This window comes from Cupriavidus sp. L7L, assembly GCF_004353535.1.
GTDB lineage: Bacteria > Pseudomonadota > Gammaproteobacteria > Burkholderiales > Burkholderiaceae > Cupriavidus > Cupriavidus oxalaticus_A.
Genome location: NZ_SMNY01000001.1, coordinates 15,996 through 39,272, shown reverse-complemented (window position 1 = coordinate 39,272; position 23,277 = coordinate 15,996). Strand labels below are relative to the sequence as shown.

The 23,277-nt window shown below is 67.1% G+C and carries 21 protein-coding genes and 1 pseudogene; 13 read left to right on the top strand and 9 right to left on the bottom strand.

The features are described from left to right. Positions 1-11 precede the first annotated feature (11 nt). Genes cysD through cobA form a run of 3 tightly spaced genes read left to right on the top strand, consistent with a single transcriptional unit; the run spans position 12 to position 3,143 of the window. Positions 12-977, top strand: coding sequence for a sulfate adenylyltransferase subunit CysD (cysD, locus tag E1J61_RS00195; RefSeq protein ID WP_133092185.1), 966 nt, complete (start codon positions 12-14; stop codon positions 975-977). A gap of 21 nt (positions 978-998) precedes the next feature. Beyond that, positions 999-2,303 carry a sulfate adenylyltransferase subunit 1 gene (locus E1J61_RS00190; protein WP_133092184.1) on the top strand — a complete coding sequence of 435 codons (1,305 nt, stop codon included), beginning with the start codon at positions 999-1,001 and terminating at the stop codon, positions 2,301-2,303. A 39-nt stretch (positions 2,304-2,342) separates the two neighbouring features. Continuing rightward, positions 2,343-3,143 carry a uroporphyrinogen-III C-methyltransferase gene (cobA, locus tag E1J61_RS00185; protein WP_133092183.1) on the top strand — a complete coding sequence of 267 codons (801 nt, stop codon included), beginning with the start codon at positions 2,343-2,345 and terminating at the stop codon, positions 3,141-3,143. Positions 3,144-3,228: 85 nt separating this feature from the next. Here the strand turns inward: cobA and E1J61_RS00180 are convergent, their stop codons facing one another. From E1J61_RS00180 to lptF, 3 genes are read right to left on the bottom strand one after another with little or no spacing between them, the layout of a single operon-like run. After that, positions 3,229-3,627: a sirohydrochlorin chelatase gene (locus E1J61_RS00180; protein ID WP_133092182.1), complete on the bottom strand. Its 399-nt coding sequence runs from the start codon at positions 3,625-3,627 to the stop codon at positions 3,229-3,231. Between the two features lie 8 nt (positions 3,628-3,635). Next, on the bottom strand, positions 3,636-4,805 hold the full coding sequence (lptG, locus tag E1J61_RS00175) for an LPS export ABC transporter permease LptG (protein WP_133092181.1): 1,170 nt from the start codon (positions 4,803-4,805) through the stop codon (positions 3,636-3,638). After that, on the bottom strand, positions 4,802-5,929 hold the full coding sequence (gene lptF, locus E1J61_RS00170; RefSeq protein ID WP_133092180.1) for an LPS export ABC transporter permease LptF: 1,128 nt from the start codon (positions 5,927-5,929) through the stop codon (positions 4,802-4,804). The genes lptG and lptF overlap by 4 nt, the downstream gene beginning before the upstream one ends. A 187-nt stretch (positions 5,930-6,116) precedes the next feature. Between lptF and E1J61_RS00165 the strand changes: the two genes are divergently transcribed. Genes E1J61_RS00165 through E1J61_RS00155 form a run of 3 tightly spaced genes read left to right on the top strand, consistent with a single transcriptional unit; the run spans position 6,117 to position 8,618 of the window. After that, positions 6,117-7,655, top strand: coding sequence for a leucyl aminopeptidase (locus E1J61_RS00165; RefSeq protein ID WP_133092179.1), 1,539 nt, complete (start codon positions 6,117-6,119; stop codon positions 7,653-7,655). Between the two features lie 43 nt (positions 7,656-7,698). Continuing rightward, positions 7,699-8,133 carry a DNA polymerase III subunit chi gene (locus E1J61_RS00160; protein ID WP_133092178.1) on the top strand — a complete coding sequence of 145 codons (435 nt, stop codon included), beginning with the start codon at positions 7,699-7,701 and terminating at the stop codon, positions 8,131-8,133. Continuing rightward, the gene (locus E1J61_RS00155; RefSeq protein WP_133092177.1) at positions 8,130-8,618 is read left to right on the top strand and encodes a DUF2486 family protein; all 489 of its coding nucleotides are present in this window, start codon (positions 8,130-8,132) and stop codon (positions 8,616-8,618) included. Before E1J61_RS00160 ends, E1J61_RS00155 begins: the two co-directional genes overlap by 4 nt. A gap of 100 nt (positions 8,619-8,718) precedes the next feature. Here the strand turns inward: E1J61_RS00155 and ilvD are convergent, their stop codons facing one another. Further along, positions 8,719-10,392, bottom strand: a complete 1,674-nt coding sequence (gene ilvD, locus E1J61_RS00150) for a dihydroxy-acid dehydratase (protein WP_133092176.1) — start codon at positions 10,390-10,392, stop codon at positions 8,719-8,721. A 149-nt stretch (positions 10,393-10,541) separates the two neighbouring features. On the opposite strand from ilvD, the gene E1J61_RS00145 reads away from it, so the two are divergent. Then, positions 10,542-11,492 carry a LysR family transcriptional regulator gene (locus E1J61_RS00145; RefSeq protein ID WP_133092175.1) on the top strand — a complete coding sequence of 317 codons (951 nt, stop codon included), beginning with the start codon at positions 10,542-10,544 and terminating at the stop codon, positions 11,490-11,492. A 41-nt stretch (positions 11,493-11,533) separates the two neighbouring features. Continuing rightward, a complete protein-coding gene (lgt, locus tag E1J61_RS00140) occupies positions 11,534-12,352 on the top strand; it encodes a prolipoprotein diacylglyceryl transferase (RefSeq protein WP_133092174.1) in 819 nt (272 codons plus the stop codon). A gap of 19 nt (positions 12,353-12,371) precedes the next feature. Here the strand turns inward: lgt and E1J61_RS00135 are convergent, their stop codons facing one another. Next, positions 12,372-13,424 (bottom strand): M48 family metallopeptidase, encoded by a 1,053-nt coding sequence (locus E1J61_RS00135; RefSeq protein WP_133092173.1) that lies wholly within the window; start codon positions 13,422-13,424, stop codon positions 12,372-12,374. A 26-nt stretch (positions 13,425-13,450) separates the two neighbouring features. Then, positions 13,451-14,539 (bottom strand): YjgN family protein, encoded by a 1,089-nt coding sequence (locus tag E1J61_RS00130; protein ID WP_133092172.1) that lies wholly within the window; start codon positions 14,537-14,539, stop codon positions 13,451-13,453. A gap of 817 nt (positions 14,540-15,356) precedes the next feature. Here E1J61_RS00130 and E1J61_RS00125 point away from each other — a divergent pair. From E1J61_RS00125 to E1J61_RS00105, 5 genes are all read left to right on the top strand, one after another. After that, a complete protein-coding gene (locus E1J61_RS00125; protein WP_133092171.1) occupies positions 15,357-16,064 on the top strand; it encodes a GntR family transcriptional regulator in 708 nt (235 codons plus the stop codon). A 76-nt stretch (positions 16,065-16,140) separates the two neighbouring features. Continuing rightward, positions 16,141-17,640 carry a malonyl-CoA decarboxylase domain-containing protein gene (locus tag E1J61_RS00120; RefSeq protein WP_133092170.1) on the top strand — a complete coding sequence of 500 codons (1,500 nt, stop codon included), beginning with the start codon at positions 16,141-16,143 and terminating at the stop codon, positions 17,638-17,640. Positions 17,641-17,790: 150 nt separating this feature from the next. Next, the gene (locus tag E1J61_RS00115) at positions 17,791-18,804 is read left to right on the top strand and encodes a tripartite tricarboxylate transporter substrate binding protein (protein WP_133092169.1); all 1,014 of its coding nucleotides are present in this window, start codon (positions 17,791-17,793) and stop codon (positions 18,802-18,804) included. A 44-nt stretch (positions 18,805-18,848) separates the two neighbouring features. Next, complete coding sequence (locus E1J61_RS00110) at positions 18,849-19,631, top strand: enoyl-CoA hydratase/isomerase family protein (protein WP_133092168.1); 783 nt, start codon at positions 18,849-18,851, stop codon at positions 19,629-19,631. Positions 19,632-19,740: 109 nt separating this feature from the next. Then, positions 19,741-21,294 (top strand): malonyl-CoA synthase, encoded by a 1,554-nt coding sequence (locus tag E1J61_RS00105; RefSeq protein ID WP_133092167.1) that lies wholly within the window; start codon positions 19,741-19,743, stop codon positions 21,292-21,294. A 65-nt stretch (positions 21,295-21,359) separates the two neighbouring features. Here E1J61_RS00105 and E1J61_RS00100 read toward each other — a convergent pair whose 3' ends face one another. The 3 genes and pseudogenes from E1J61_RS00100 to E1J61_RS00090 form a co-directional block, all read right to left on the bottom strand. Further along, the gene (locus tag E1J61_RS00100; RefSeq protein ID WP_133092378.1) at positions 21,360-22,058 is read right to left on the bottom strand and encodes an SIMPL domain-containing protein; all 699 of its coding nucleotides are present in this window, start codon (positions 22,056-22,058) and stop codon (positions 21,360-21,362) included. Between the two features lie 189 nt (positions 22,059-22,247). Further along, positions 22,248-22,371 (bottom strand): annotated as a pseudogene (locus E1J61_RS00095) (IS607 family transposase); the annotation flags it as partial. A gap of 80 nt (positions 22,372-22,451) precedes the next feature. Then, on the bottom strand, positions 22,452-23,276 hold the full coding sequence (locus E1J61_RS00090; RefSeq protein ID WP_133092166.1) for a sulfite exporter TauE/SafE family protein: 825 nt from the start codon (positions 23,274-23,276) through the stop codon (positions 22,452-22,454). Position 23,277: the final 1 nt, after the last annotated feature.

The following is a 23,277-nucleotide window of genomic DNA, read 5'->3' as shown; positions in this document are numbered from 1 at the left end:
CCGGTACAAAAATGGGCATCATGAACGACATCGCAGAAGCCACCTCCAGTGTGGCGCACCTGTTGCAGGTACAGAACGACCATCTCGACCGCCTCGAAGCGGAATCGATCTACATCATCCGCGAGGTGGTGGCCGAGTGCCGCAACCCGGCGCTGCTGTTCTCCGGCGGCAAGGACTCGATCGTGATGCTGCACCTGGCGCTGAAGGCCTTCCGCCTGGGCGACCGCAAGATCGAGCTGCCGTTCCCGCTGGTGCATATCGACACCGGCCACAACTACCCGGAAGTGATCGAGTTCCGCGACCAGCGCGTGGCCGAACTGGGCGCGCGCCTGGTGGTGGGCCATGTGGAAGACTCGATCAAGCGTGGCACCGTGCGCCTGCGCAAGGAAACCGATTCGCGCAACGCGGCGCAGGCCGTGACGCTGCTGGAAACCATCGAGGCGCACAAGTTCGACGCGCTGATGGGCGGCGCCCGCCGCGACGAAGAGAAGGCCCGCGCCAAGGAACGCATCTTCTCGTTCCGCGACGAGTTCGGCCAGTGGGACCCGAAGGCCCAGCGCCCCGAGCTGTGGAGCCTGTACAACGCCCGGATGGCGCAGGGCGAGCAGATGCGCGTGTTCCCGATCTCGAACTGGACCGAGCTGGACGTGTGGCAGTACATCGCCCGCGAAAACCTGGCGCTGCCGCCGATCTACTACGCGCACCAGCGCGAAGTGGTGCGCAAGAACGGCCTGCTGGTGCCGGTCACGCCGATCACGCCCAAGCAGGACGGCGACGTCAGCGAAGTGCTGTCGGTGCGCTTCCGCACCGTCGGCGACATCAGCTGCACCTGCCCGGTGGCCAGCGTTGCCGATTCGCCGGAAGCGATCATCGCCGAGACCGCGGTGACCGAGATCACCGAGCGCGGCGCTACCCGCATGGACGACCAGACGAGCGAAGCCTCGATGGAGCGCCGCAAGAAGGAAGGCTACTTCTAAGCCGCAGCAAAGGATTCAGACATGACTCACCAAGCAACTCATCAAGGCCTGCTGCGCTTCATCACCGCCGGCTCCGTCGACGACGGCAAGAGCACGCTGATCGGCCGCCTGCTGTACGACAGCAAGGCCGTGCTGTCCGACCAGCTGACCGCGCTGGCCAACGCCAAGAACAAGCGCACCGCGGGCGAGCAGATCGACTTCTCGCTGCTGACCGACGGCCTGGAAGCCGAGCGCGAGCAGGGCATCACCATCGACGTGGCCTACCGCTACTTCTCGACCGCGCGCCGCAAGTTCATCATCGCGGATACGCCGGGCCACGAGCAGTACACCCGCAACATGGTCACCGGCGCCTCCACCGCGCATGCGGCCATCGTGCTGGTCGATGCCACGCGCGTCACCGTCAATGACGGCCGCGCCGAACTGCTGGCGCAGACCAAGCGCCACTCGGCGATCCTGAAGCTGCTGGAAATCCAGCACGTGATCGTCGCCGTCAACAAGATGGACCTGGTTGATTACAGCGAGCAGCGCTTCAACGAGATCCGCACCGCCTATACCGAACTGGCCGAGCAACTGGGCCTGAAGGACGTGCGCTATGTGCCGGTCTCCGCGCTGCGCGGCGACAACATCGTGCACGAGAGCGACGCCATGCCGTGGTACCAGGGTGAGCCGCTGCTGCCGCTGCTGGAAGAGCTGCCGGTGGAAGAAGCCGCGCCCGAGGATGACGCCGCGCTGCGCTTCCCGGTGCAGCTGGTGATCCGCCAGGACGGTTCGCAATCGGACGATTTTCGCGGCTATGCCGGCCGCGTGGAAGCCGGCACCGTGCGCGTCGGACAGAAGCTGCGCGTGCTGCCCGCCAACCGCGAAGCGGTGGTGGCCGAAGTGCTGACACCGAATGGCGCCGCTGAATCGGCCAACGTCGGCGACACCGTCACCGTGCGCCTGGCCGAGGACGTCGATGTATCACGCGGTGACATGTTCGTTGCCGCCGATGCGACGGCGGCTTCCGCCAAGAAGCTGCAGGCCGACCTGTGCTGGTTCGACGACGAGTCGCTGAACCCGTCGCGCAAGTACGTACTCAAGCACACCACCGCCAGCGTGTTCGCGCGTGTGTCGGCGGTGGACCGCGTGCTGGACGTGCACACGCTGTCGCACGAGACCGGCCGCCACGACATCCGCCTGAACGATATCGGTTCGGTGCAGATCTCGCTGCAGAAGCCGATCGTGTGCGATGCCTACGGCGATAATCCGGCAACGGGCGCCTTCGTGCTGATCGACGAGGCGACCAACCACACGGTGGCCGCAGGCATGATCCGTGCGTTCTCCTGATCGGTAATCAACAGGAACACGGCGGACGAGGGGCTGGAGATGGGCAAGCAGGCACGGAAGACTTACGGCAAGGTGTACCTCATCGGGGCAGGCCCCGGTGCGGCAGACCTCATTACGGTGCGTGGTGCACGGCTTTTGGGCGAAGCCCAGGTGGTGCTGCACGATGCACTGGTGTCGCCGGAGATGCTGGCCTGGTGTCCGCAGGCGGAACTGGTCGAAGTCGGCAAGCGCTGCGGCCAGCGCTCCACCGCGCAGCTGTTCATCAACCGGCAGATCGTCGACCTGGCCGGCAAGTACGAGCGCGTGGTGCGCCTGAAGGGCGGCGACCCGATGCTGTTCGGCCGCGCCGACGAGGAACTGCAGGCGCTGGAAGCGGCCGGCATCGAGTATGAGGTGGTGCCCGGCATCACCGCGGCGCTGGCGGCCGCGTCGGCCATCGGCAAGCCGCTGACCAGGCGCGGCGTGTCGCGCAGCGTGGCGTTTGCCACGCAGGCCAAGGCGGCGGACGGCGAGGGTTCGCCCGATATCGAAGCCGCGGTCAGGGCCGACACGCTGGTCTACTACATGGGCCGCGACCAGGCCGCCTCGATCGCCGCGCAACTGATCGCGCACGGCAAGCCCGCATCGACGCCGGCATGGGTGGTGGAAGCCGCCACCACGCCGCGCCAGCGCAGCCGCGAGTTCACGCTCGGCCAGATGGCGGCCGGGGAAGCGGCGGCATGGATTGACCCGGTGCAACCCAGCTTGCTGATGATCGGCGCCGCGCTGGCCGCGCGCGCGACGGAGGCGCCGCGGGAGGACGTGGGCGTGACTGAAGTGCGCACGCCGCGCGCTGCCTGAGCCACAAGCGCACGCCAGAATGACAAAGCCCCGTGCCGGTATGCCGGCACGGGGCTTTTTTCATTGTTTCGAGGCAAGGTGCCGCTCAGGGCTGTGCGCGATCCGCGCCCGGCAGCGACGCCATGCAGTAAGCCGCGATCGCATCCAGCACCGCATCGGACTCGCCGACCGCGGCCGCGCAGTGAAGCTGCAGGCCAGGATGGGCCTGCCGGCACTGGTCGAGAAGGGCAGGCAGGTCGCGCCGGATATGGCCGCCCTGGCCAAAGAACACCGGCACCACGGTGACCTCGGCCACGCCGCCCGCGGCAAGTTCCGCCAGCGTATCCGGCAGCAGCGGCGACATCAGTTCCAGGAACGACAGCCGCACTTCGCAGCCGGGCAGGGCGGCAACCAGCTTCTGCTGCAGCCGCTCGAACGGCTCGCGCCAGCGCGCATCGCGCGCGCCGTGTGCGAACAGGACCAGGGCACGACCGGAAGCTGCCATGGCCGTCCTCAGTGCCGGTCGACCCAGCGCAGCGCCAGCAGCGCCACCGTCAGGTAAAGCGTGCCTGGCACCAGCGCGGAGATGATCGGCGGCCAGGTATGCAGCAGGCCGACGTGCGAGAACAGCGTATTCGACAGGTGGAACGACAGCCCCAGCATGATGCCGCCGAACACCTTCACGCCCACCGCCCCGGCACGCGCGTGCAGGTAGGCAAAGGGCAGGGCCAGCGCCACCATCACGAACAGCGTCAGCGGGTAGATCACCTTTTTCCAGAACGCGATCTCGTAGCGCTGCGTGTCCTGCTTGTTGTCGCGCAGGTGGCGGATATAGCGGAACAGGTCCAGCGTCGACATCCGCTCCGGCGTCACCAGCAGCACCGACAGGATCTGCGGTGTCAGCTCCGAGTGCATCGCCACGCGCGGGAATTTGAGCTGCTCGGCGCGGAAATCCGGCGCCAGTGCATCACGCGGCGGCGCGGGCTTGGCCGGATCGGCCTGCGGCATCAGCTCGGTAAAGCGCGTCTCGCTGACCCCTTGCAGTTCCCACGCCTGGCCGCCCTGGTAGCGGCCTTCGTTGGCCACGCGGATCACGCGCAGGCGGTATTGCGGGTCGAATTCGTAGATGGTGATGCCGGTGATGGTCTGGTCCGGGCGCAGCCCCGCCACGTTGACGAAGCGGGTGATCTCGCCGCCGCCGGCCGGATCCTGGTCGCGGTCCTTGACCCAGACGCCGGAACGGAAGCCCGCCGATACCGTCGCGCCGATCGCCTCGAGCTTGAGCTTCTGCGCATACTGCTCCGCGCGCGGGCCGATGAACTCGCCGAAGAGAAAGGTCACGATCGCCAGCGGCACCGCCAGCTTGAACAGCGAGAACAGCGCCTGCCGCGTATTCAGGCCGGCGACACGGAAGATGGTGAACTCGGACTGGCTGGCCAGCTGCGAGAACACGTAGATCGCACTGATCAGCACCGCGATCGGCAGCACCTCGTAGACCCGGGTAGGGGCCTGCAGCAGCACGTGGAACAGCGCCACCAGCGAGGTGTACTGGGCGTTGACGTTCTCCAGCTCGTTGAGCATGTCGAAGAACACGAACAGCGACAGCACCGCGAACAGGATGAAGGCGAACACGCTATAGACCAGCCGCCCGAAGTAGCGTTCATAGACGCGCAGGATCCTCATGCCTGGCTCCCGCTGGTGGCGGCATTGCGCCGTTTCAGGCCGAACACGGCGCGCCAGCCGCCCAGGCTGCGGTTCTGCCGGTAGCGGAACAGCATCAGCGCCCCCAGGAACACCGTCAGGTGGATCGGCCACCAGGCCAGCCAGAACGGCACCGAGCCGTTGCGCACCCAGGACTGCGTCAGGTTGACCAGGTTGCTGTAGGTCAGGTAGATCAGCACCGCGAACACCAGCGGGGTATAGCGGCCCAGGCGCGGGTTCACATAGGCCAGGGGGATCGCGATCATCACGAAGTTAAACGCCAGGATCGGCAGCGAGATACGCCAGATCAGCTCGCCCAGGTTCTCGCGCGTGGGGTTGCGGATCAGCTCGATGGTGTCGCGGCTCTTGGGCGGCAGCTTGGCCTCGGACTCGGGCGGCTTGCTGTCCACCTTGACCGCGTAGCGTTCGAACTCGACGATGCGGTAGTCGATCTGGCCGGGCGTGCCGGAATAGCGGCGGCCGTTCTCCATCACCACCAGGCGGTCGCCATTGGGCATGGTCTCGAACTTGCCCTGGTGCGCCAGCGCCACGCCGATCTTGTCGGCCTCGGCATTGGCGACGAAGACATTGCGCGCGAACTTCATGCCGGGGTCCATGCCCTCGATGAACAGCACGTAGTTGGCCTTGGCCGGCTCGATGAAGCGGCCGGCGGCGATCATCGACATCACCCCGCGCTGCTCGAAGCGGTCGCGGAACAGCGCGCTCTGCTGGTTGGCCCACGGCCACGCGAACATGCCCAGCAGCAGCGCCAGCACGATGAACGGCGCGGCGAACTGCAGCACCGGCTTGACCAGGTCGCGCAGCGAGATGCCGGCCGAGAACCACACCACCATCTCCGAATCCTTGTACCAGCGCGTGAGCACGATCAGGGTCGAGATAAACAGGGTGGCCGACAGCAGGATGGACAGGTAGCCGATGGTGGCCAGGCCGATCAGCATCAGCACGTCGTTGGGACTGGCCTTGCCGTTGGCGGCCAATCCCAGGATGCGGATCACGAGCGACGTGAGCATGAAGGTCAGCATCACCAGGAACACCGCCCCGGCGGTGTAGGCGAGCTCGCGTCGCAGGGCTTGTTGAAGGATCATGCGGGTTCGGTTCCGGGCTGCCGGCCGGAGCGGGCGATGTGCCGTGCGAGGTGCCTGGCAGAACAGCGGGCTGGCAGCACAACTGGCTGTCAGCGTGGCCGGGGCGTATCAGCGGCGGCAGGTCGCGGGGTAAAAATCGCGGATAATGGAGGCTTTCGTGTCTAACGAGCCCCTGGAAGGAAGCGCGATGGAATTTAGCACAAAAGCCCTTGATTTGAGCAAAGCCGGCCAAAATGGTTTCCTGGCGACCAAGACCGACTGCCTCGTGGTCGGCCTGTTCGAGGGCCAGAACCTGGCCGGCGTGGCCAAGGCGCTGGATACGGCCACCAAGGGCTTGGTGGCGCGGCTGGTCAAGCAGGGCGACTTCGAAGGCAAGCGCGGCACCCACCTGATGCTGCACGAAGTGGCCGGCGTCGGCGCCGCGCGCGTGCTGCTGGTGGGCCTGGGCAAGGAAGCCGAGTTCTCGGACAAGGCCTTTGCCGACGCCGTGCGCACCGCGGTGCGTGCCTTGTCGTCCACGCGCGCCACCACCGCGCTGTGGTGCCTGGCGCAGCAGGCGCCGCAGCAGCGCGACGTTTCGTGGGCCATCATCAGCACCATCACGCTGGTGCGCGACGCCGGCTACCGGTTGCTCGAGCGCCACCCCGGCCTGAAGCGCGCCAATGCCAACGGCAAGCCCAACGGCGCCGACAAGTCGTCGCTGCGCAAGGTCGTGATCGCGGTCGACAGCAGCGACGCCCGCGCCGCCACCCAGGCCGCTGTGCGCGGCACCGCCATCGCCAACGGCATGGAAGTGACGCGTGACCTGGGCAACCTGCCGTCCAATATCTGCACCCCGACCTACCTGGCCAATGCCGCGCGCAGCATCGCCAAGCGCCACAAGCTCAAGGCCGAAGTGCTGGGCCGCAAGCAGATCGAGGCGCTCAACATGGGCGCCTTCCTGGCCGTGACCAAGGGCAGCGAGGAGCCGCCGCAGTTCATCGTGCTGCGCTATGACGGCGCCGGTGCCAAGCAGGCGCCGGTGGTGCTGGTGGGCAAGGGCATCACCTTCGACACCGGTGGCATCTCGCTCAAGCCGGGCGAGGGCATGGACGAGATGAAGTACGACATGTGCGGCGCCGCCTCGGTGCTGGGCACCATCCAGGCCGTGGCCGAGATGGGCCTGAAGCTCAACGTCGTGGCCGTGGTGCCGACCTGCGAGAACATGCCCAGCGGCGTCGCCACCAAGCCGGGCGATGTCGTCACCAGCATGTCGGGCCAGACCATCGAGATCCTGAACACCGACGCCGAGGGCCGCCTGATCCTGTGTGACGCGCTGACCTACGTCGAGCGCTTCAAGCCGGCCGCGGTGATCGACGTGGCCACGCTGACCGGCGCCTGCATCATCGCGCTGGGCCACCAGAACAGCGGCCTGTACTCGCGCTCCGACATGCTGGCCGACCAGCTGCTGCAGGCCGGCCGCCATGCCATGGATACCGCCTGGCGCATGCCGCTCGATGACGAGTACCAGGACCAGCTCAAGTCCAACTTCGCCGACATGGCCAATATCGGCGGGCGCCCGGCGGGCAGCGTGACCGCGGCCTGCTTCCTGTCGCGCTTTACCGAGAAGTACGACTGGGCCCACCTGGACATCGCCGGCACCGCCTGGAAGAGCGGTGCGGCCAAGGGCGCCACCGGCCGCCCGGTGCCGCTGCTGACGCAGTTCCTGATGGACCGCGCGGCCTGACGGCAGCAGTCAGCCACCCCGGCAACGCAAGCAGCAAACGCCCATGACGCGCATCGACTTCCACAGCAACGTGCCGGACCTGCTCGGCTATGTCTGCCGGCTGGTCCGCAAGGCCTACGGCGCCGGCCAGAAGGTAGTGATCCACGGCACGCCGGCGCAGCTGGCGGACCTGGATGCGCGCCTGTGGACCTTTTCGGCGCTGGATTTCCTGCCGCATTGCGGGCTTGAACACCCCGATGCGGCGGTCACGCCGATCCTGCTGGCCGCCACCACCGAAGGCGTGCCGCACCACCAGCTGCTGATCAACGTGTCCGACCAGCCGCCGGCGCAATTCGCCAGTTTCGAACGCCTGATTGAAGTGGTGGGGTCCGGCGACGCCGCCCGCGAAGCCGGCCGCCAGCGCTACCGCTTCTACCGCGAACGCGGCTATCCGCTGACGCATCACGATATCGGCCAGCCCAAGGGAGACGCAGCATGAGCGAACGCACCACATCGCGGGTGATTCCGCGGCCGGGGCCCAACGACAGCATTCCGCTGCTGACGGAGGTGGTCGAACTGCCGGATGCGGAATCGGCGGCGCAGCCGCAGGCCGCTACGCAGGAGGGCGTCATCGATACCTTCGGCATGGCCGAATCCGGCATGGTCATGCATGTGGGCGATACTGGCGATAGCGCGGAGCCGCAGGCCGAAGCACCGGCGCCGCAAGCCCCGGCAGGGGCGACCGATCCCGGCGAGGACGACCTGCGCGCCATGCGCAGCGAGCTGCTGTCGCGCGTGATGCTGCGCTTTCGCACCGAGTGGCCGCAGGTGGTCGAGGCCCATACCGAAGCCACGCTGCAGGCGCGGCTGGCGCCGCTGACGGCGCAGCTCGCCAGCGAGCTGACGCAGTCGCTGGAGGCCCGGCTGGTGGAGTGGCTGGACGCGACGCTGGAGGAGATCGAGCGGACGCCGGGCGGGGATTGAAGCGAGCCATCGCCCCCCTTGGCGCGGCCGGCATGCAAGACGCCTCAGCCAACAAAAAAGCCCGCGGGATTGCGGGCTTTTCTCATCCGGCAAGTGCGCCTCAATCCGTCACTGCACCCTTGCTGGCCGTCGACGCCAGCTTCGAAAACTTCGCCAGCACCCCACGCGTATAGCGCGGCGCCGGCGCCTTCCAGTCGGCACGCCGCTTCGCCAGCTCTTCCTCCGGCACGTTCAGCTGCAGCAGCAGCTTGTGCGCGTCGATGGTGATCGAGTCCCCTTCCTGCACCAGCGCGATCGTGCCGCCCACCGCCGCCTCAGGCGCGACGTGGCCGACCACCATGCCCCAGGTACCACCCGAAAAGCGGCCATCGGTGATAAACCCGACCGACTCGCCCAGACCCTTGCCGATGATGGCCGAGGTCGGCGCCAGCATTTCCGGCATGCCCGGGCCGCCCTTGGGGCCGAGGTAGCGCAGCACCAGCACGTCGCCGGCGTTGATCTTGTCGGCCAGGATGGCTTCCATCGCGCTCTGCTCGTCCTCGAACACGCGCGCCGGGCCGGTGATGACCGGGTTCTTCAGCCCGGTGATCTTGGCGACGGCGCCTTCCTCGGCCAGGTTGCCCTTCAGGATGGCAAGGTGGCCTTCCTTGTAGAGCGCTTTTTCGATCGGCAGGATCACATCCTGGTCGGCACGCGGAGTGTCCGGCACGTGTTCGAGTTCTTCGGCCAGCGTGCGGCCGGTAATGGTCAGGCAGTCGCCATGCAGCAGGCCGGCCTTGAGCAGGATCTTCATGACCTGCGGGATGCCGCCCGCCTTGTGCAGGTCGGTGGCCACGTATTGCCCCGAAGGCTTCAGGTTGCAGATCACCGGCACCTTGCGGCGGATGCGCTCGAAGTCCTCGATGGTCCATTCGACTTCCGCCGAATGCGCGATGGCGAGGTAGTGCAGCACCGCGTTGGTCGAGCCTCCGGTGGCCATGATCAGCGCCACGGCATTCTCGATCGACTGGCGCGTGATGATGTCACGCGGCTTGATGTCCTTCTTGATCGCCTCGACCAGCACGCGCGCAGATTCCGCCGCGCTGTCGACCTTCTCCTGGTCCGGGTTGGCCATGGTCGACGAGTACAGCAGCGACATGCCCAGCGCCTCGAACGACGAACTCATCGTGTTTGCGGTGTACATGCCGCCGCACGAGCCGGTAGACGGGCAGGCGTGCTGTTCGACGCCCTCGAAGTCTTCCTGGCTCATGCGGCCGGCGGTGAATTCGCCGACGGCTTCGAACGACGACACGATGGTCAGGTCCTTGCCCTTCCAGTTGCCCGGCTTGATGGTGCCGCCATAGACATAGATGCCCGGCACGTTGGTGCGTGCCAGCGCGATCATGCCGCCGGGCATGTTCTTGTCGCAGCCGCCGATCACGACCACGCCGTCCATCCACTGGCCCTGCGCCGCGGTCTCGATGCAGTCGGCGATGACCTCGCGCGAGATCAGGGAGTACTTCATCCCCTCGGTGCCCATCGACATGCCGTCCGAGATGGTCGGCGTGCCGAACACCTGCGGGTTGGCGCCGGACGCCTTGACCGCGTCGATCGCCGCGTCGGCCAGGCGCTGCAGGCCGGCATTGCACGGCGTGATCGTCGAGTGACCGTTGGCGATGCCCACCATCGGCTTGTCGAAGTCTTCCTTCTTGTAGCCGAGGGCGTAGTACATCGAGCGGTTGGGGGAACGCGCCACGCCTTGGGTGATGTTCTGCGAGCGTTTGTTGAATGCCATGGTGGGTCTCCGGGGGATGTCCGGCGCCGCGGAGTTGTGCGCTGTCACGCGGGAGCCGATGTTGTGCCGGAAAGCATGCCCCTTGCATTTTGGAGTGTCAAATATATTATTTTCCCTCTATTGAGTCGAAAAAAATATCAGGAGGCGTCTTGGACCTGCGTCAGCTGCGTTACTTCGTCACCGTGGCGGAAGAGCTGCATTTCGGCCGGGCCGCGCAACGGCTATCGATGACACAGCCGCCGCTCTCGCAGCAGATCCAGGCGCTGGAGGAGGAACTTGGCGTGCCGCTGTTCGTGCGCACGCGGCGCTCCGTGGCGCTGACGCCGGCCGGCGCGCAGTGGCTGCCCGAGGTGCGGCGGGTGCTGGCCGATGCCGCGGCCCTGCCCGGGCTGGCGCAGCGGCTGGCGCGGGGCGAGCTGGGTTCGCTGTCGCTGGCCTTCGTCAGCACCGCCGACTACGGCATCCTGCCTGATCTGCTGCGGCGGTTCCGGGCGCGTCATCCGGAGGTGCAACTGCAGTTGCGCGAGGCCACCAGCGACGTCCAGCTCGAAGCGCTGCTGGAAGGCGCGATCGACGCGGGCCTGGTGATCCGGCCACAGCTGCCTGCGATGCCGCCCGGACTGGCCTACCTGCCGCTGGTCAGCGAACCGCTGGTGCTGGCAGTCGCCGACGGCTGGCGGCCGGCAGGCGGGCTCGCGCAGGACGGCAAGGTATCGCTGCGCGAGGCAGCATCCGAACCGCTGATCATCTTCCCGCGCCGAAGCGCGCCGGCGTTTTATGACATCATTACGGGCTACTATGCGCGCGAGGGCCTGGTGCCGGCGATCGCGCAGGAAGCCATCCAGATGCAGACCATTGTCAGCCTGGTGTCGGCCGGCATGGGCGTGGCGCTGGTGCCGGCATCGCTGTGCAACCTCCGGCGCACCGGCGTGTCGTACCTGGCGCTGCGCGAGTCCGGCCCGCAGATCGAGACCGGGCTGGCCTGGCGCGACGGCGGCAGCGCCGGCGTCGCGCCTGTGCTGCGGTCGTTCATCGAGATTGCCGGCGCACTGGCCACCGAGGCCACCGAGGCCACCTTAGCCGCTGCGGCGCCGCGCTGAGCGCGCGGCCGGCCCATACCGATAACTTCATTCACGCCAACATGCTGATCCATCCCCAGTTCGACCCGGTTGCCATCCACCTGGGCCCGCTTGCCATCCGCTGGTACGGGCTGATGTACCTGGCCGGGTTCATCATGTTCCTGTGGTTCGGCCGCCTGCGCATCCGCCAGCCGCACATGGCGGCCAAGGGCTGGACCACGCGCGACCTCGACGACATGCTGTTCTTCGGCGTGCTGGGCGTGATCCTGGGCGGGCGGCTGGGCTATGTGCTGTTCTACAAGCCGACGTACTACCTGTCGCACCCGATGGAAATCTTCAAGGTGTGGGAGGGCGGCATGGCCTTCCACGGCGGCTTTCTCGGCGTGATCGTGGCCATGTGGCTGTTCGGCAGGCTGCGCCGCCGCCACTGGATGGAGGTGACCGACTTCATCGCACCGATGATCCCGTGCGGGCTGGCCGCCGGCCGCATCGGCAATTTCATCAACGGCGAGCTGTGGGGCCGCGCGACCGATCTGCCCTGGGGCATGATCTTCCCGCAGGCGGGCGACAACATCCCGCGCCATCCGTCGCAGCTGTACCAGTTCGCCGGCGAAGGCGTGGCGCTGTTCATCATCCTGTGGCTGTTCGCGCGCAAGCCGCGGCCGATGGGCGCGGTCTCGGGCGTGTTCCTGATCGGCTATGGCGCGTTCCGCTTTGCCGCCGAATTCGCGCGCGAGCCGGACAGCTTCCTGGGCCTGCTGGCGCTGAAGATGTCGATGGGGCAGTGGCTGAGCGTGCCGATGATCCTGGCCGGCATCGCGATGGTGATCTGGGCCTACCGGCGCCAGCCGGGCGCGGGCGCGCCGCAGCCGGCGGCCTGAGCCAAGGCGCCGCGGGCGGTTACTTTCCGGCGCGGCGCAGTGCGTCGATGCGCGCCTGCGTATGCGGGTGCGTCGACAGGAAGTCCTGGCCGCGCTCCGGTGCGGTTTCCGGTGCCGACGATGCCGACGATGCCGACGATGGCGCGCCGGCGCCCGCACGATGTTCCAGCTTGACCAGCACATCGGCTAGCGCCGCGGGCGGCAGGCCATTGCGCTGCATGACCTCGATGGCAAAGTCGTCGGCCTCGCGCTCGTGGTCGCGCGAGTAGCGCAGCGTCAGCATGGCGGCCGGCACGCCCGCCAGTACGGTCGAGATATCGCCGAACAGGTAGGCCGACAGCGCACCCAGCGCCGAGGCCTGGATGACCTGCTGCAGGCCGTGGCGGCGCGCCACGTGGCCGGCTTCGTGCGCCAGCACCCCCATCATTCCGGCGCCGGTGCCGGCCAGGCCGACCAGTTCGTCGGTGACTACGATGGTGCCGCCGGGCAGCGCCAGGGCATTGGCGCCGATTTCACCGCCCTGGCGGAACAGGATCTGGTAGTCGTGTCCCGCGTCGGGCGGCCGCCTGAGCGCGGCAAAGCCCTGGCGGATGCGTTCCTGCTCGGCCTGCGGCAGCTGCGTCGGCTTGACCACGCCGTTGTCCAGGCTCGCCAGCGTCAGCCTGCCCAGATGGGCCTCCACTTCCGCCGGCACCGTGCGCGCCATCACGCCCGCGCCCCACGGCAGCAGCACGTAGTAGCCCAGCACCAGCACCGCCACCAGCGCCGCCACCGCCATCCCCGCCAGGCGCCAGCTGTTCTGCGCGCGAGACACCAGCCCTTCGCGATGGCCGGTGGCGGCCAGCATGTGGTCGAAGGCGGCGTGGTCGTTGATTTCGCAGAAGGCGCCGTCGGCGAACGTGACCAGCCGCGGCGCGCGCCGTACGCGTTCGGATACGCGCACATCGGACAGCGCCGCGCGGCGCAGTTCGGCGCCGCTGTCGTCGCGCAGCACCGCCTGCTGCGCTTCCACGGCCAGGGTTGCCGGATGCGCACGCGAGGTGCGGCCATCGAAGAAGGTGACTGGGATCATGGTGCTGACGCTGCCGGGCGCTGCAGTCAGAGCGCGATGTCGATGTCGTACCAGTCTACTGCTGCATCGCCGAGCGCACCGACCTGCTGCACCTCGCCGGCGACAAAGCTGTCGAGCGGGCCGGCGGCCAGCATGGTCACGCTTTCGACCCGGTAACGCGTAGCGCGCACCCGCGCGAAAGGCAGGTACAGGCCCAGCGTGAGCGCGATGGCGATCAGGTTGGTGACGAAGATAAAGATCATGCGGCCCGCGCCGACCTGGCAGCGGAACCCGTGCTGGGCGAGCGTGGTGTGGCTCCATACGACGTTCTGCAGGCGCGCCATCAGGTAGGGGCTGACCACCAGCAGGCCCAGGTAGAAACCGGCAATCGCGAAGCCGAGGATCGCCGCGGCGGCGAGGCCCCTGGTCCCCGGTGCCACCACCGCGCCCAGGACAAAGCTGAGCACGATGCCGGCGACAGCCGTGGCCAGCACCACGCCGAACGCCCGCAGGTAGACGCCGTAGAACTCGCCGGCGCCGGCGGCAAAGCCGAATGGCGCCGTGCCGAAGCGCGTGTTGCGGTGCTGGTACTGCTTGAAACGCTGGTGCGCCAGCGGCCCGAGCAGCCCCAGCGTGAACACCGCCGCCAGCGGCCACAGCACGAATACCTTGTAGGCCTCGGCATCCCCGCCGGTAAAGGCAAAGCGCAGGCCGCGGTAGCTGGAATTGGCCATGCGGAAGCGCAGCGAGCGCACGAGCAGCAGCGGGAACACCGCCAGCAGCGCCACCAGCATCGCCAGCGCGAGCAAGGGCGATACGTTCGAGGCCAGCTGGAACGCAAGGGCGAGGCCGAACACGATGGCGCGGCCCTTCAGGATCGCCGAGGGCTTGCCGTGGTAATCGAAGCTGGCCCCGTCGAGCCGGGTATTGCGATAGAAGTACTGCAGCGTGCGCACCTTGGCCCATGCGGAATAGATGCCGAAGGTGACGATGGTCAGCAGTACATTAACAATCCAGATACGGAAATATTCCGATCCGGACCCGGTGAAAGACAGGCGCAGAGGTTGCGGTGACGCCGGCTCCGTGTCAAAGGCCGCGGACGAAGAGAACGTGAAATCGCTGCTGCCGGCGTGCATGAGGGAAGCTCCCGGGAAAATGGAAATGCGGATTGGCCAATGGAACGCGGCAAAAGACCCTGCGCCCTTGTATCAGATATGCAACCATTTGAAATCAGGCCATTGCGAGGCGCGCGGCACATTCTCGCATCGATAAATTAAGACGGCGGCACATTTTGCATATGCAATTGCCGACAGTCGGGTTTGCCTGGTTGGCGCCATGGGAAAACCCTCGTAACAATCGAGAAACATCCTGTTACACTGATTGTAATCTGTAACAAGTTTCGGATGCGTGCCATCAATAAATTCAAGGACTTAGATCCACTGGCACGGTAATCGCTAACGATACTGTTACAAGATGAGCGGCAAGCCACAGTCGCCACGGAAGCGTTCAGGGAGGGTCCACACGGACCACTGGGGGCGAATGCTTCACGCCACAGAACAGGGCAACGGGAAAATCCGCGCGCAAGCGCGTTTCGAGGGGGGCGCCGGGCCAGCGCCAGGTTTGAATGATGACCCACGCAGCGGATACGAACCTATTCGCAGGCGATGCAAGCAGTTCAGTAGTCCTTTCAGGCGCGGGCGTTTCTTTGCAGGGAGGCATGGAAACGCCCGCCGCACCTCCTTCTCGCCACGCAGGCGCCATTCACGCGCTTTCTCGCGCGCTTTCTCGCGCGCTTCCTCGCACGCTTTCTCCGACGCCTGATTCCGTATTGATCCCGTATTCTGCGGTGCAACATCGAAACCGCTTGTATCGTTGCCGCCCTAATCCATAATTATGAATTATAGCGACCGGGACGCATGGTTCCGGCCACGGATTCCTCAACCGGGGGTGGCAATGCGCATCGTCCAGCAGGCGCTGTACCTCGAAGTCGCAGACCGGCTGCGCGCAATGATCGATGCCCATACGCTGACCCCCGGCGCCTGGATCGATGAAAGCGCGATGGCCGAGTCGCTCGGCATCTCGCGCACGCCGCTGCGCGAAGCGCTGAAGGTGCTGGCTGCCGAAGGGCTGGTCCGGCTCGAGCCGCGCCGCGGCTGCTTTGTCAATAAATTGTCCGAGCAGGACCTGGACGAGATCTTCCCGCTGATGGCGCTGCTCGAAGGCCGCTGCGCCTACGAGGCCGCGCGCAACGCCACGCGGGCCGACCTGGACGCGCTGGACGGCCTGCACGCCGACCTGGCCCGCTATGCGCAGGCTGGCGATATCGATGCCTATTACGAAACCAACGCGCAGATCCATGAGGCGATCCAGCGCCTGGCCGGCAACCGCTGGCTGTCGGGGCTGATCAGCGACCTGCGCAAGGTGCTGCGGTTGTCGCGCCACAAGAGCCTGAAATTGCCCGGCCGCATCCACGAGTCCTGCGCCGAGCACCTGTCGGTGTTCGCCGCGCTCAAGGCGCGCGACCCTGAAGGCGCCGAGGCGATGATGAAGACCCATCTGCTGCGCCAGCGCGCGGCCCTGCAGGCGCTCGACCATGCCGCCGGCGCGGCCCAGCCGACCCGGGCGCCGCCGCCACTGCGCGTGGCCGGCGGCGACGACTAGCCGCCCGCGCCCCACGCTTTACGCCGCAGCATGGCAAGTCCTTTACGTTCCGATCGATGCACAAGGCAGGTACCGCATGAACTCCTTCGACACGGGTGACCGGAAAATCAGCGCGCCGCTGGGCGAGAGCGAGCCGGCCGGCAGTAATTTCCTGTCGCGGCTGGGCCGCTGGTGGGGCCGCAAGGGCGAGGCCGAGGCCGCGACCAAGGCAGCCAACGGCGTGGCGCACGCCGACGGCGAGGTGCCGTTGCCAACGCGCGTGGCGCGGCGACAGCGCGAGCAGTTGCGGCTGTGCTTCGATGCCCGCCTGACCGACGGTGCCGCCAATGCCGCTGCGCAGGCGTGGCAGGCCGAGTACGAGGCCGCGGGCGAGGCCACCCGGCGCGCCATGCTGGAGTTGCTTGCGGAGGTTGCCGGCAGCAGCGGCGAAAAGGCCGCCGACGCCAAGGGCGAGGGCAAGGGTGACACAAAGGGTGAAGCCAGGGGTGACACAAAGCCCGACGGCAAGGCAGGCCATTCCGGACTGACCCACGCCCTGTCCAGCGCCCGCATCCGCTTCTTCAAGCGTTTGGCCGCGCTCCACGGCCAGCGCGGCAGCAGCGCCTGCGGGCTGCATTTCCTGATCCAGCTGCGCGCCGACATGCTGCGCTGGCAGCGCCGGGTGCCGGGGCTGCGCGTGCTCGACGACGACCTCGAGGCGCTGTTCTCCAACTGGTTCGACGTGGGCCTGCTGGAACTGCAGCCGATCACCTGGGACTCGCCCGCCTCGCTGCTGGAAAAGCTGATCCGTTATGAGGCCGTACACGAGATCGCCTCGTGGACCGACCTGCGCAACCGGCTCGACTCCGATCGCCGCTGCTACGCCTTCTTCCATCCGCGCATCCCGCGCGAGCCGCTGATCTTCGTCGAGGTCGCGTTCGTCCCCGAGATGGCCGCCAATGTCCAGACATTGCTCGACGAGGCCGCTCCGCTGGAAGACCTGCGCCGCGTAAAGTGGGCCATCTTCTACTCGATCAGCAACACGCAGGCCGGCCTGCGCGGCGTCAGCTTCGGCAATTTCCTGCTCAAGCGCGTGATCGAGGAACTGCAGCGCGAATTTCCCAAGGTCAAGCAGTTCGCCACGCTGTCGCCGATTCCCGGGTTTGCCGACTGGCTGCGCAAGCAGGACGCCGAGGCGGTCTCTCGCGCGCTCGGCGACAAGCGCCTGGCGCGCTGGCGCGAGCGCCACGGCGAGGCGCCGGCCGACGGGGCAGGGTGGCTGGCGGCGCTGTCGCCCGAAGCGCCCGCCGATGCCGACCCGCTGACGCGCGATACCGCGATGGCGCTGGCCGCGCATTACCTGGTGCGCGAGCGCCACCAGGCGCTGCCGGCGGACCCGGTGGCACGCTTCCATCTCGGCAACGGCGCCTGTGTCGAGCGGCTCAACTGGGCCGCCGACCTGTCGCGCAAAGGCCGAAGCCAGAGCTGCGGCATGATGGTGAATTACCTTTACGTGCCCGAGGCGCTGGATGACAATCTGGCACGCCTGGGTGCAGGCAACCCGCGCATCGGCCGTAGCGTCGGGAAGCTGCTGTGACCCTGGTCCGGTCACGGGGATGGCCCAGCACAGCGCGGCGCCGTGCGCCGCGTTTCCTTGTCGGGACCTTGCAGTAGAGCCGTGCCACAGCGCCTGCGCGTGGCAATTCAGATCGACTTTCCGCAGAAAAGAGAGAGAGGAGACAGCAACATGAATCGTCGTCAGTTCAGCCTGGCCGCCTGCGCGCGCGCAGCGGGCATGGCACTTGGCGTGGCCGGCATCGGCGCCGCCACGCTGTTCGCGGCACCCGCCGCCCATGCCGATGCCTGGCCGTCCAAGCCCGTCACCGTGATCGTGCCGTTCCCGGCCGGCGGCGGCACCGATGCCTTTGCGCGCCCGCTGACCGCGCAGCTGTCCAAGCAGCTGGGCAAGCAGTTCGTGATCGACAACCGCGGCGGCGCGGGCGGCACGGTCGGGGCCAGCATCGCGGCCAAGGCCGCGCCGGACGGCTACACCGTGTTCATCGGCGGTGCGCACCATGCGATCGCGCCGTCGTTCTACAAGAAGCTGGACTACGACATCGAGAAGGATTTCATCCCGGTGACGGTGATCGCCCAGCCGCCGCAGGTGATAGTGGTCAATCCCAACCGCGTCAAGGCCAATACGCTGCAGGAGCTGATTGCCTACGCCAAGGCCAATCCCGGCAAGCTCAACTACGGCTCGGCCGGCAACGGCTCGGCCCACCACCTGGCGGGCGAGCTGTTCAAGATCCAGACCAAGACCTTCATCACCCATATCCCGTATAAGGGCGCCGGCCCCGCACTGTCCGACCTGATCGCGGGCCAGGTCGACCTGATGTTCGACGGCCTGGGCTCGTCGGCGCAGCATATCCGTGCCGGCCGCATCAAGGCGCTGGCGGTGGCATCGAGCAAGCGCTCGGCGGCCTTCCCCAATGTGCCGACCGCGGCCGAGGCCGGGGTGCCTAACTACGAGGTCTCGACCTGGTATGCGATGTGGGTGCCCAAGGGTACGCCCAAGGAGATCGTCGACCGCCTGTACGCCGAGACCGAGAAGGCGCTGAACACGCCGGAAATGAAGCAGGTCTGGCTCAACAACGGCTCCGAGACACCGGTCTTCACGCAGGAGCAGTTCGCGCAGTTCCAGCGTGCCGAGATCCGCCGCTGGGCGCAGGTGGTGCAGCAGTCCGGCGCCAAGATGGATTGACGCGTCATCATGTCGAAGTCCGATCCATGCAACGGAGCGGGGCGATGAGCGGTACCGTCGTCTTTGCCTCCCAGGGCACCACTGCCACCGTCACGCTGTCGCACGCCGGCAAGCTCAACGCCATCTCCGCGCAGATGTGGCGCGAGCTGGCGGCAGGCTTCACCCGCCTGGCGGCCGACTCCGCGCTGCGCTGCGTGGTGGTGCGCGGCGCCGACGGCAACTTTGCCGCCGGCGCCGACATCGCCGAGTTTCCCGCCGAACGCGGCGACGAGGCTGCGGTGCGGCACTACCACATGGCCACCATCGCGCCGGCGCTGGCCGCCGTGGCGCAATGCCCGCACCCGACCGTGGCGAAGATCGAGGGCGTATGCGTAGGCGGCGGCCTGGAGATCGCATGCCATTGCGACCTGCGCATCGCCGCCTCGGACAGCCGCTTCGGGGTGCCGATCAACCGGCTCGGCTTCCCGATGGCTCCGGGCGAGCTGCAAGGCCTGCTGGCGCTGGCGGGGCGCGCCGCAACGCTCGAGATCCTGCTGGAAGGCCGTGTCTTCGACGCCGCCGAGGCGCATGCCAAGGGCCTGTTGACGCGCGTGGTGGAGCCAGGCGCGCTGGCCGCCGAAGTCGATGCCGCGGTGCGCCGCATTGCCGCCGGCGCACCCGCCGCGGCGCGCATCAATAAGGCCACCATCCACCGCCTGGCGCCGATGCCGGCGCCGCTGTCGCCGGCCGAACTCGACGCGCACTTCGCCTATGCGGAAGGCGCCGACCATGCCGAGGGCGTGGCCGCCTTCCTGGCGCGCCGGCCGCCGCAGTTCCGGGGAGAGTAGTCCGGCAAATCTGCCAGAATGCGGGATTGCCATGCCCGCACCATCTGGCATCGGGGGCCATGCCCCTGCGTGACCCATACCGTTCCAAGCCTTTCGTTCGATCCACACCATGAACGCCAACCTGTTCGCCCTGTTCGAAACCCGCTTTCCCGCGGACCGCACCGCCTGCTGCATCGAGACCCACGACGGCCTGTACTACAGCTGGGACGACCTCGACCGCGCCACCGCCAAGCTGGCCAACCTGCTGGCCTCGCTGAACCTGCCCGAAGGCGCGCGCGTGGCCGTGCAGGTCGAGAAGTCGCCCGAGGCGCTGTTCCTGTACCTGGCCACGCTGCGCGCGGGCTACGTCTACCTGCCGCTGAATACCGCTTACCAGGAGGCGGAGATCGACTATTTCGTCGGCAACGCCGAGCCGTCGGTGGTGGTGTGCAGCAGCAAGAATTTCGCCTGGGTGTCCAAGGTGGCTTTCCGCCACGGCGTCAACCACGTCTTTACGCTGGACGATGACCGCAGCGGCTCGCTGCTGGCACGTGCGGCCGGCAAGGACGACACCTTTGCCACCGTCGCGCGCGCGGACGACGACCTCGCCGCCATCCTCTACACCTCGGGCACCACCGGCCGCAGCAAGGGCGCGATGCTGACGCACCGCAACCTCGCGTCCAACGCGCAGACGCTGCACGAATACTGGGGCTGGCGCAGCGACGACGTGCTGCTGCACATGCTGCCGATCTTCCACGTGCACGGCCTGTTCGTGGCCTCGCACGGCGCGCTGCTGGCCGGCGCCAAGATGATCTGGGCGCCCCGGCTCGACATGGCGCAGGTGCTGAAATTCCTGCCGCGCTCGACCGTGATGATGGGCGTGCCGACCTACTACGTGCGCATGCTGCAGGAGCCGCGCTTTGACGACGACACCTGCCGCCGCATGCGGCTGTTCGTGTCGGGGTCGGCGCCGCTGCTGCTGGAAACCTTCGACGCCTTCCGCGAGCGCACCGGCCATACCATCCTGGAGCGCTACGGCATGAGCGAGACGGTGATGCTGGTGTCCAACCCGTATGACTCCGCGCTGGGCGAACGCATCGGCGGCACCGTCGGGATGCCGCTGCCGGGCGTGTCGGTGCGCGTGGTCGATGGCGATGGCAATCCTTGCGGGCCGGGCGAGATCGGCAATGTCGAGGTCAAGGGCCCGAACGTATTCCATGGCTACTGGCGCATGCCGGAGAAGACCAGGGAAGAGTTCACCGGGGACGGCTGGTTCAAGACCGGCGACGTCGGCCGCTTTGGTGGCGCCATTGTCAGCCAGGCGGGCGAGCGCCAGGTGCCGGACAGCTACCTGACCATTGTCGGCCGCAGCAAGGACCTGATCATCTCGGGCGGCTACAACGTCTACCCGAAGGAAATCGAAAGCTTTATCGACGAGATGCCGGGCGTGGCCGAGAGCGCGGTGATCGGCGTGCCGCACTCGGACTTCGGCGAGGCAGTGGTGGCGGTGGTGGTGACGAAGCCGGGCGCGGAGATCGATGAGTCGGCGATGATCGGCACGCTGAAGGGACGCATCGCCAATTTCAAGGTGCCCAAGCGCGTGCACGTGGTGGACGAACTGCCGCGCAATACGATGGGGAAGGTGCAGAAGAACGTGTTGCGGCAGCAGTTTGCAACGCTCTGACGTTCCAGGGCATGCTGCCTCTCCCGCTTGCGGGAGAGGCAGCATGCAAGCGGTGGCTCACCGGCTTACTTCAGCATCTGCACCGACCCGTTCACCGATACCGTCACCTGCGTCTTGCCGCCTTCCACCGGCACCGGCACCGCGGCATCGGCCATCATCGCCTTGGCTGCGCCATACATGCGCGGCATCGGCGGCACCACGCCGCTTTCGCTCACGTTGACTTCCCGGATGGTGTAGCTGTTGTAGCCGAACAGCTTGGTGCTCGACTGCGCCTTGTTGCGGAACGTTGCCACCGCCTGTTCGGCCAGCCTGGCCTCGGCCGCTTCGCGCGCTTCGCGCGACAGCGAGAAGGCGATGTTCTGCACCTGCATCTGGCTGGCCAGCTCGCCTGCCAGCTTCGATACCGCCGGGAAATCGCGCGACTTCAGGATGACCTCGGAGCGCCCGCGCCACGTGCTGATGCGGCCGTTGCGGTCGGTGCTCGGGTGGATGGTGAAGCCGCCCGATTCCGCGGTCACGCCCTGCGTGCGCTTTGCCTGGGCCAGCACGGCCTGGGTGCGCGTGGACAGCGCCGTCGAGATCGCCGTGGGCTCCGCGCCTTCCTGTTCGGCGGCCAGCGTCAGGTGCACGATGTCGGTCGGCACTTCGCTCATTGCCTGTGCTGACAGCGACAGCACGCCGGACGGCGTCTCGGCCGGCCCGCCATGCGCCGAAGCGACGATGGCGGTGGTGCCCAGCAGGGTGGCGGCAAGCCATTGTTTCATCTTGTTCTGTTCCATAAAATCTGCTCAAAGTTGAGCATTGGATTTATCCGCACTTCGTTGACGCGGCTTGCGCCGCCCAACTGAAGCCGCTTGACGCTCAGTTGCGCCGGAGGTGCGCGCGAGCAGAATCTGCTTCGCGAAGCGCAGACACGCAAGACGACGTCGCAGAGAGAGTGCGAGTGACGGTTGTCATTCCAGAACTTCCTTTGGTTCCTTGTTACCCGGATAGTCTTCCTTGATCTGCTTTTTTGTACGTGCGCATGCCGTACAGGCGGCATGAGAACGTATGGACGATCGCAAGCAGGTTCCAAACAAAATATAGTGGCTATCAGACGGAAGCTGCGCCTGAAACGTTCCGCGAGATTGCAAACGAATGTAGCGGACCCGGTGCCGTCAGAACGCCTGCCAGGCCTTCCACAGCATGTAGGACGCCAGGCACAGCAGCAGCACCGCAAAGGCCTTGCGCAGCTGCCCGACATCCATCCGGTGCGCGGTGCGCGCCCCCAGCGGCGCGGTCAGCATGCTGGCCGCGACAATGACGAGCATCGCCGGCAGGTAGATGTAGCCGATCGATCCCGGCGGCAGTCCCCGCATCTGCCAGCCGCTCCAGACATAGCCCGCCACGCTGGCGGCAGCGATCGGGAAGCCCAGTGCGGCCGACGTCGCCACCGCGTTGTGGATCGGCACGTTGCACCAGGTCATGAACGGTACCGAGACAAAGGCGCCGCCCGCGCCGACCAGGCTCGACAGGAACCCGATCACGCCGCCCGTGCCCAGCATGCCCGCCGCGCCCGGCAGTTGCCGGCTCGGGGCGGGTCGGCGGCTGCGCAGCATCTGCAGCGCGGAAAACCCCACAAACACGGCAAAGGCAAGCGACAGCCAGCTGGTCTTGAGCGCGGCAAAGACCTTGCCGCCCCCGATCATGCCGCCGAGCACGATGCCCGGTGCCAGCGCCAGCACCACCGGCCAGCGCACCGCGCCGCGCTTGTGGTGCGCGCGCACCGACGACAGCGACGTGAACAGGATGGTGCCCATCGAGGTGGCGATCGCCATATGGACAATGGCTTCCGTGGGAAAGCCCAGCGCGCTGAACAGCAGCGTCAGGAACGGCACCATCATCATGCCGCCGCCGACGCCGAGCAGCCCGGCGCAGAAGCCGGTAAAGGCGCCAAGGGCCAGCAGCGCAGGGACCAGCACCGGCAGGGTAGCAAGCTGCATG

Excerpts from the sequence above, each read along its gene's own strand:
- E1J61_RS00135 (WP_133092173.1), bottom strand. The coding sequence starts at position 13,424 with ATGATCCCAGTCACCTTCTTCGATGGCCGCACCTCGCGTGCGCATCCG.
- cysD (WP_133092185.1), top strand. The coding sequence starts at position 12 with ATGGGCATCATGAACGACATCGCAGAAGCCACCTCCAGTGTGGCGCAC.
- E1J61_RS00125 (WP_133092171.1), top strand. The coding sequence starts at position 15,357 with ATGCGCATCGTCCAGCAGGCGCTGTACCTCGAAGTCGCAGACCGGCTG.
- E1J61_RS00155 (WP_133092177.1), top strand. The coding sequence starts at position 8,130 with ATGAGCGAACGCACCACATCGCGGGTGATTCCGCGGCCGGGGCCCAAC.
- E1J61_RS00110 (WP_133092168.1), top strand. The coding sequence starts at position 18,849 with ATGAGCGGTACCGTCGTCTTTGCCTCCCAGGGCACCACTGCCACCGTC.
- E1J61_RS00090 (WP_133092166.1), bottom strand. The coding sequence starts at position 23,276 with ATGCAGCTTGCTACCCTGCCGGTGCTGGTCCCTGCGCTGCTGGCCCTT.
- E1J61_RS00130 (WP_133092172.1), bottom strand. The coding sequence starts at position 14,539 with ATGCACGCCGGCAGCAGCGATTTCACGTTCTCTTCGTCCGCGGCCTTT.
- ilvD (WP_133092176.1), bottom strand. The coding sequence starts at position 10,392 with ATGGCATTCAACAAACGCTCGCAGAACATCACCCAAGGCGTGGCGCGT.
- cobA (WP_133092183.1), top strand. The coding sequence starts at position 2,343 with ATGGGCAAGCAGGCACGGAAGACTTACGGCAAGGTGTACCTCATCGGG.
- lptF (WP_133092180.1), bottom strand. The coding sequence starts at position 5,929 with ATGATCCTTCAACAAGCCCTGCGACGCGAGCTCGCCTACACCGCCGGG.
- lptG (WP_133092181.1), bottom strand. The coding sequence starts at position 4,805 with ATGAGGATCCTGCGCGTCTATGAACGCTACTTCGGGCGGCTGGTCTAT.
- lgt (WP_133092174.1), top strand. The coding sequence starts at position 11,534 with ATGCTGATCCATCCCCAGTTCGACCCGGTTGCCATCCACCTGGGCCCG.
- E1J61_RS00160 (WP_133092178.1), top strand. The coding sequence starts at position 7,699 with ATGACGCGCATCGACTTCCACAGCAACGTGCCGGACCTGCTCGGCTAT.
- E1J61_RS00165 (WP_133092179.1), top strand. The coding sequence starts at position 6,117 with ATGGAATTTAGCACAAAAGCCCTTGATTTGAGCAAAGCCGGCCAAAAT.
- E1J61_RS00115 (WP_133092169.1), top strand. The coding sequence starts at position 17,791 with ATGAATCGTCGTCAGTTCAGCCTGGCCGCCTGCGCGCGCGCAGCGGGC.
- E1J61_RS00100 (WP_133092378.1), bottom strand. The coding sequence starts at position 22,058 with ATGAAACAATGGCTTGCCGCCACCCTGCTGGGCACCACCGCCATCGTC.
- E1J61_RS00190 (WP_133092184.1), top strand. The coding sequence starts at position 999 with ATGACTCACCAAGCAACTCATCAAGGCCTGCTGCGCTTCATCACCGCC.
- E1J61_RS00120 (WP_133092170.1), top strand. The coding sequence starts at position 16,141 with ATGAACTCCTTCGACACGGGTGACCGGAAAATCAGCGCGCCGCTGGGC.
- E1J61_RS00180 (WP_133092182.1), bottom strand. The coding sequence starts at position 3,627 with ATGGCAGCTTCCGGTCGTGCCCTGGTCCTGTTCGCACACGGCGCGCGC.
- E1J61_RS00105 (WP_133092167.1), top strand. The coding sequence starts at position 19,741 with ATGAACGCCAACCTGTTCGCCCTGTTCGAAACCCGCTTTCCCGCGGAC.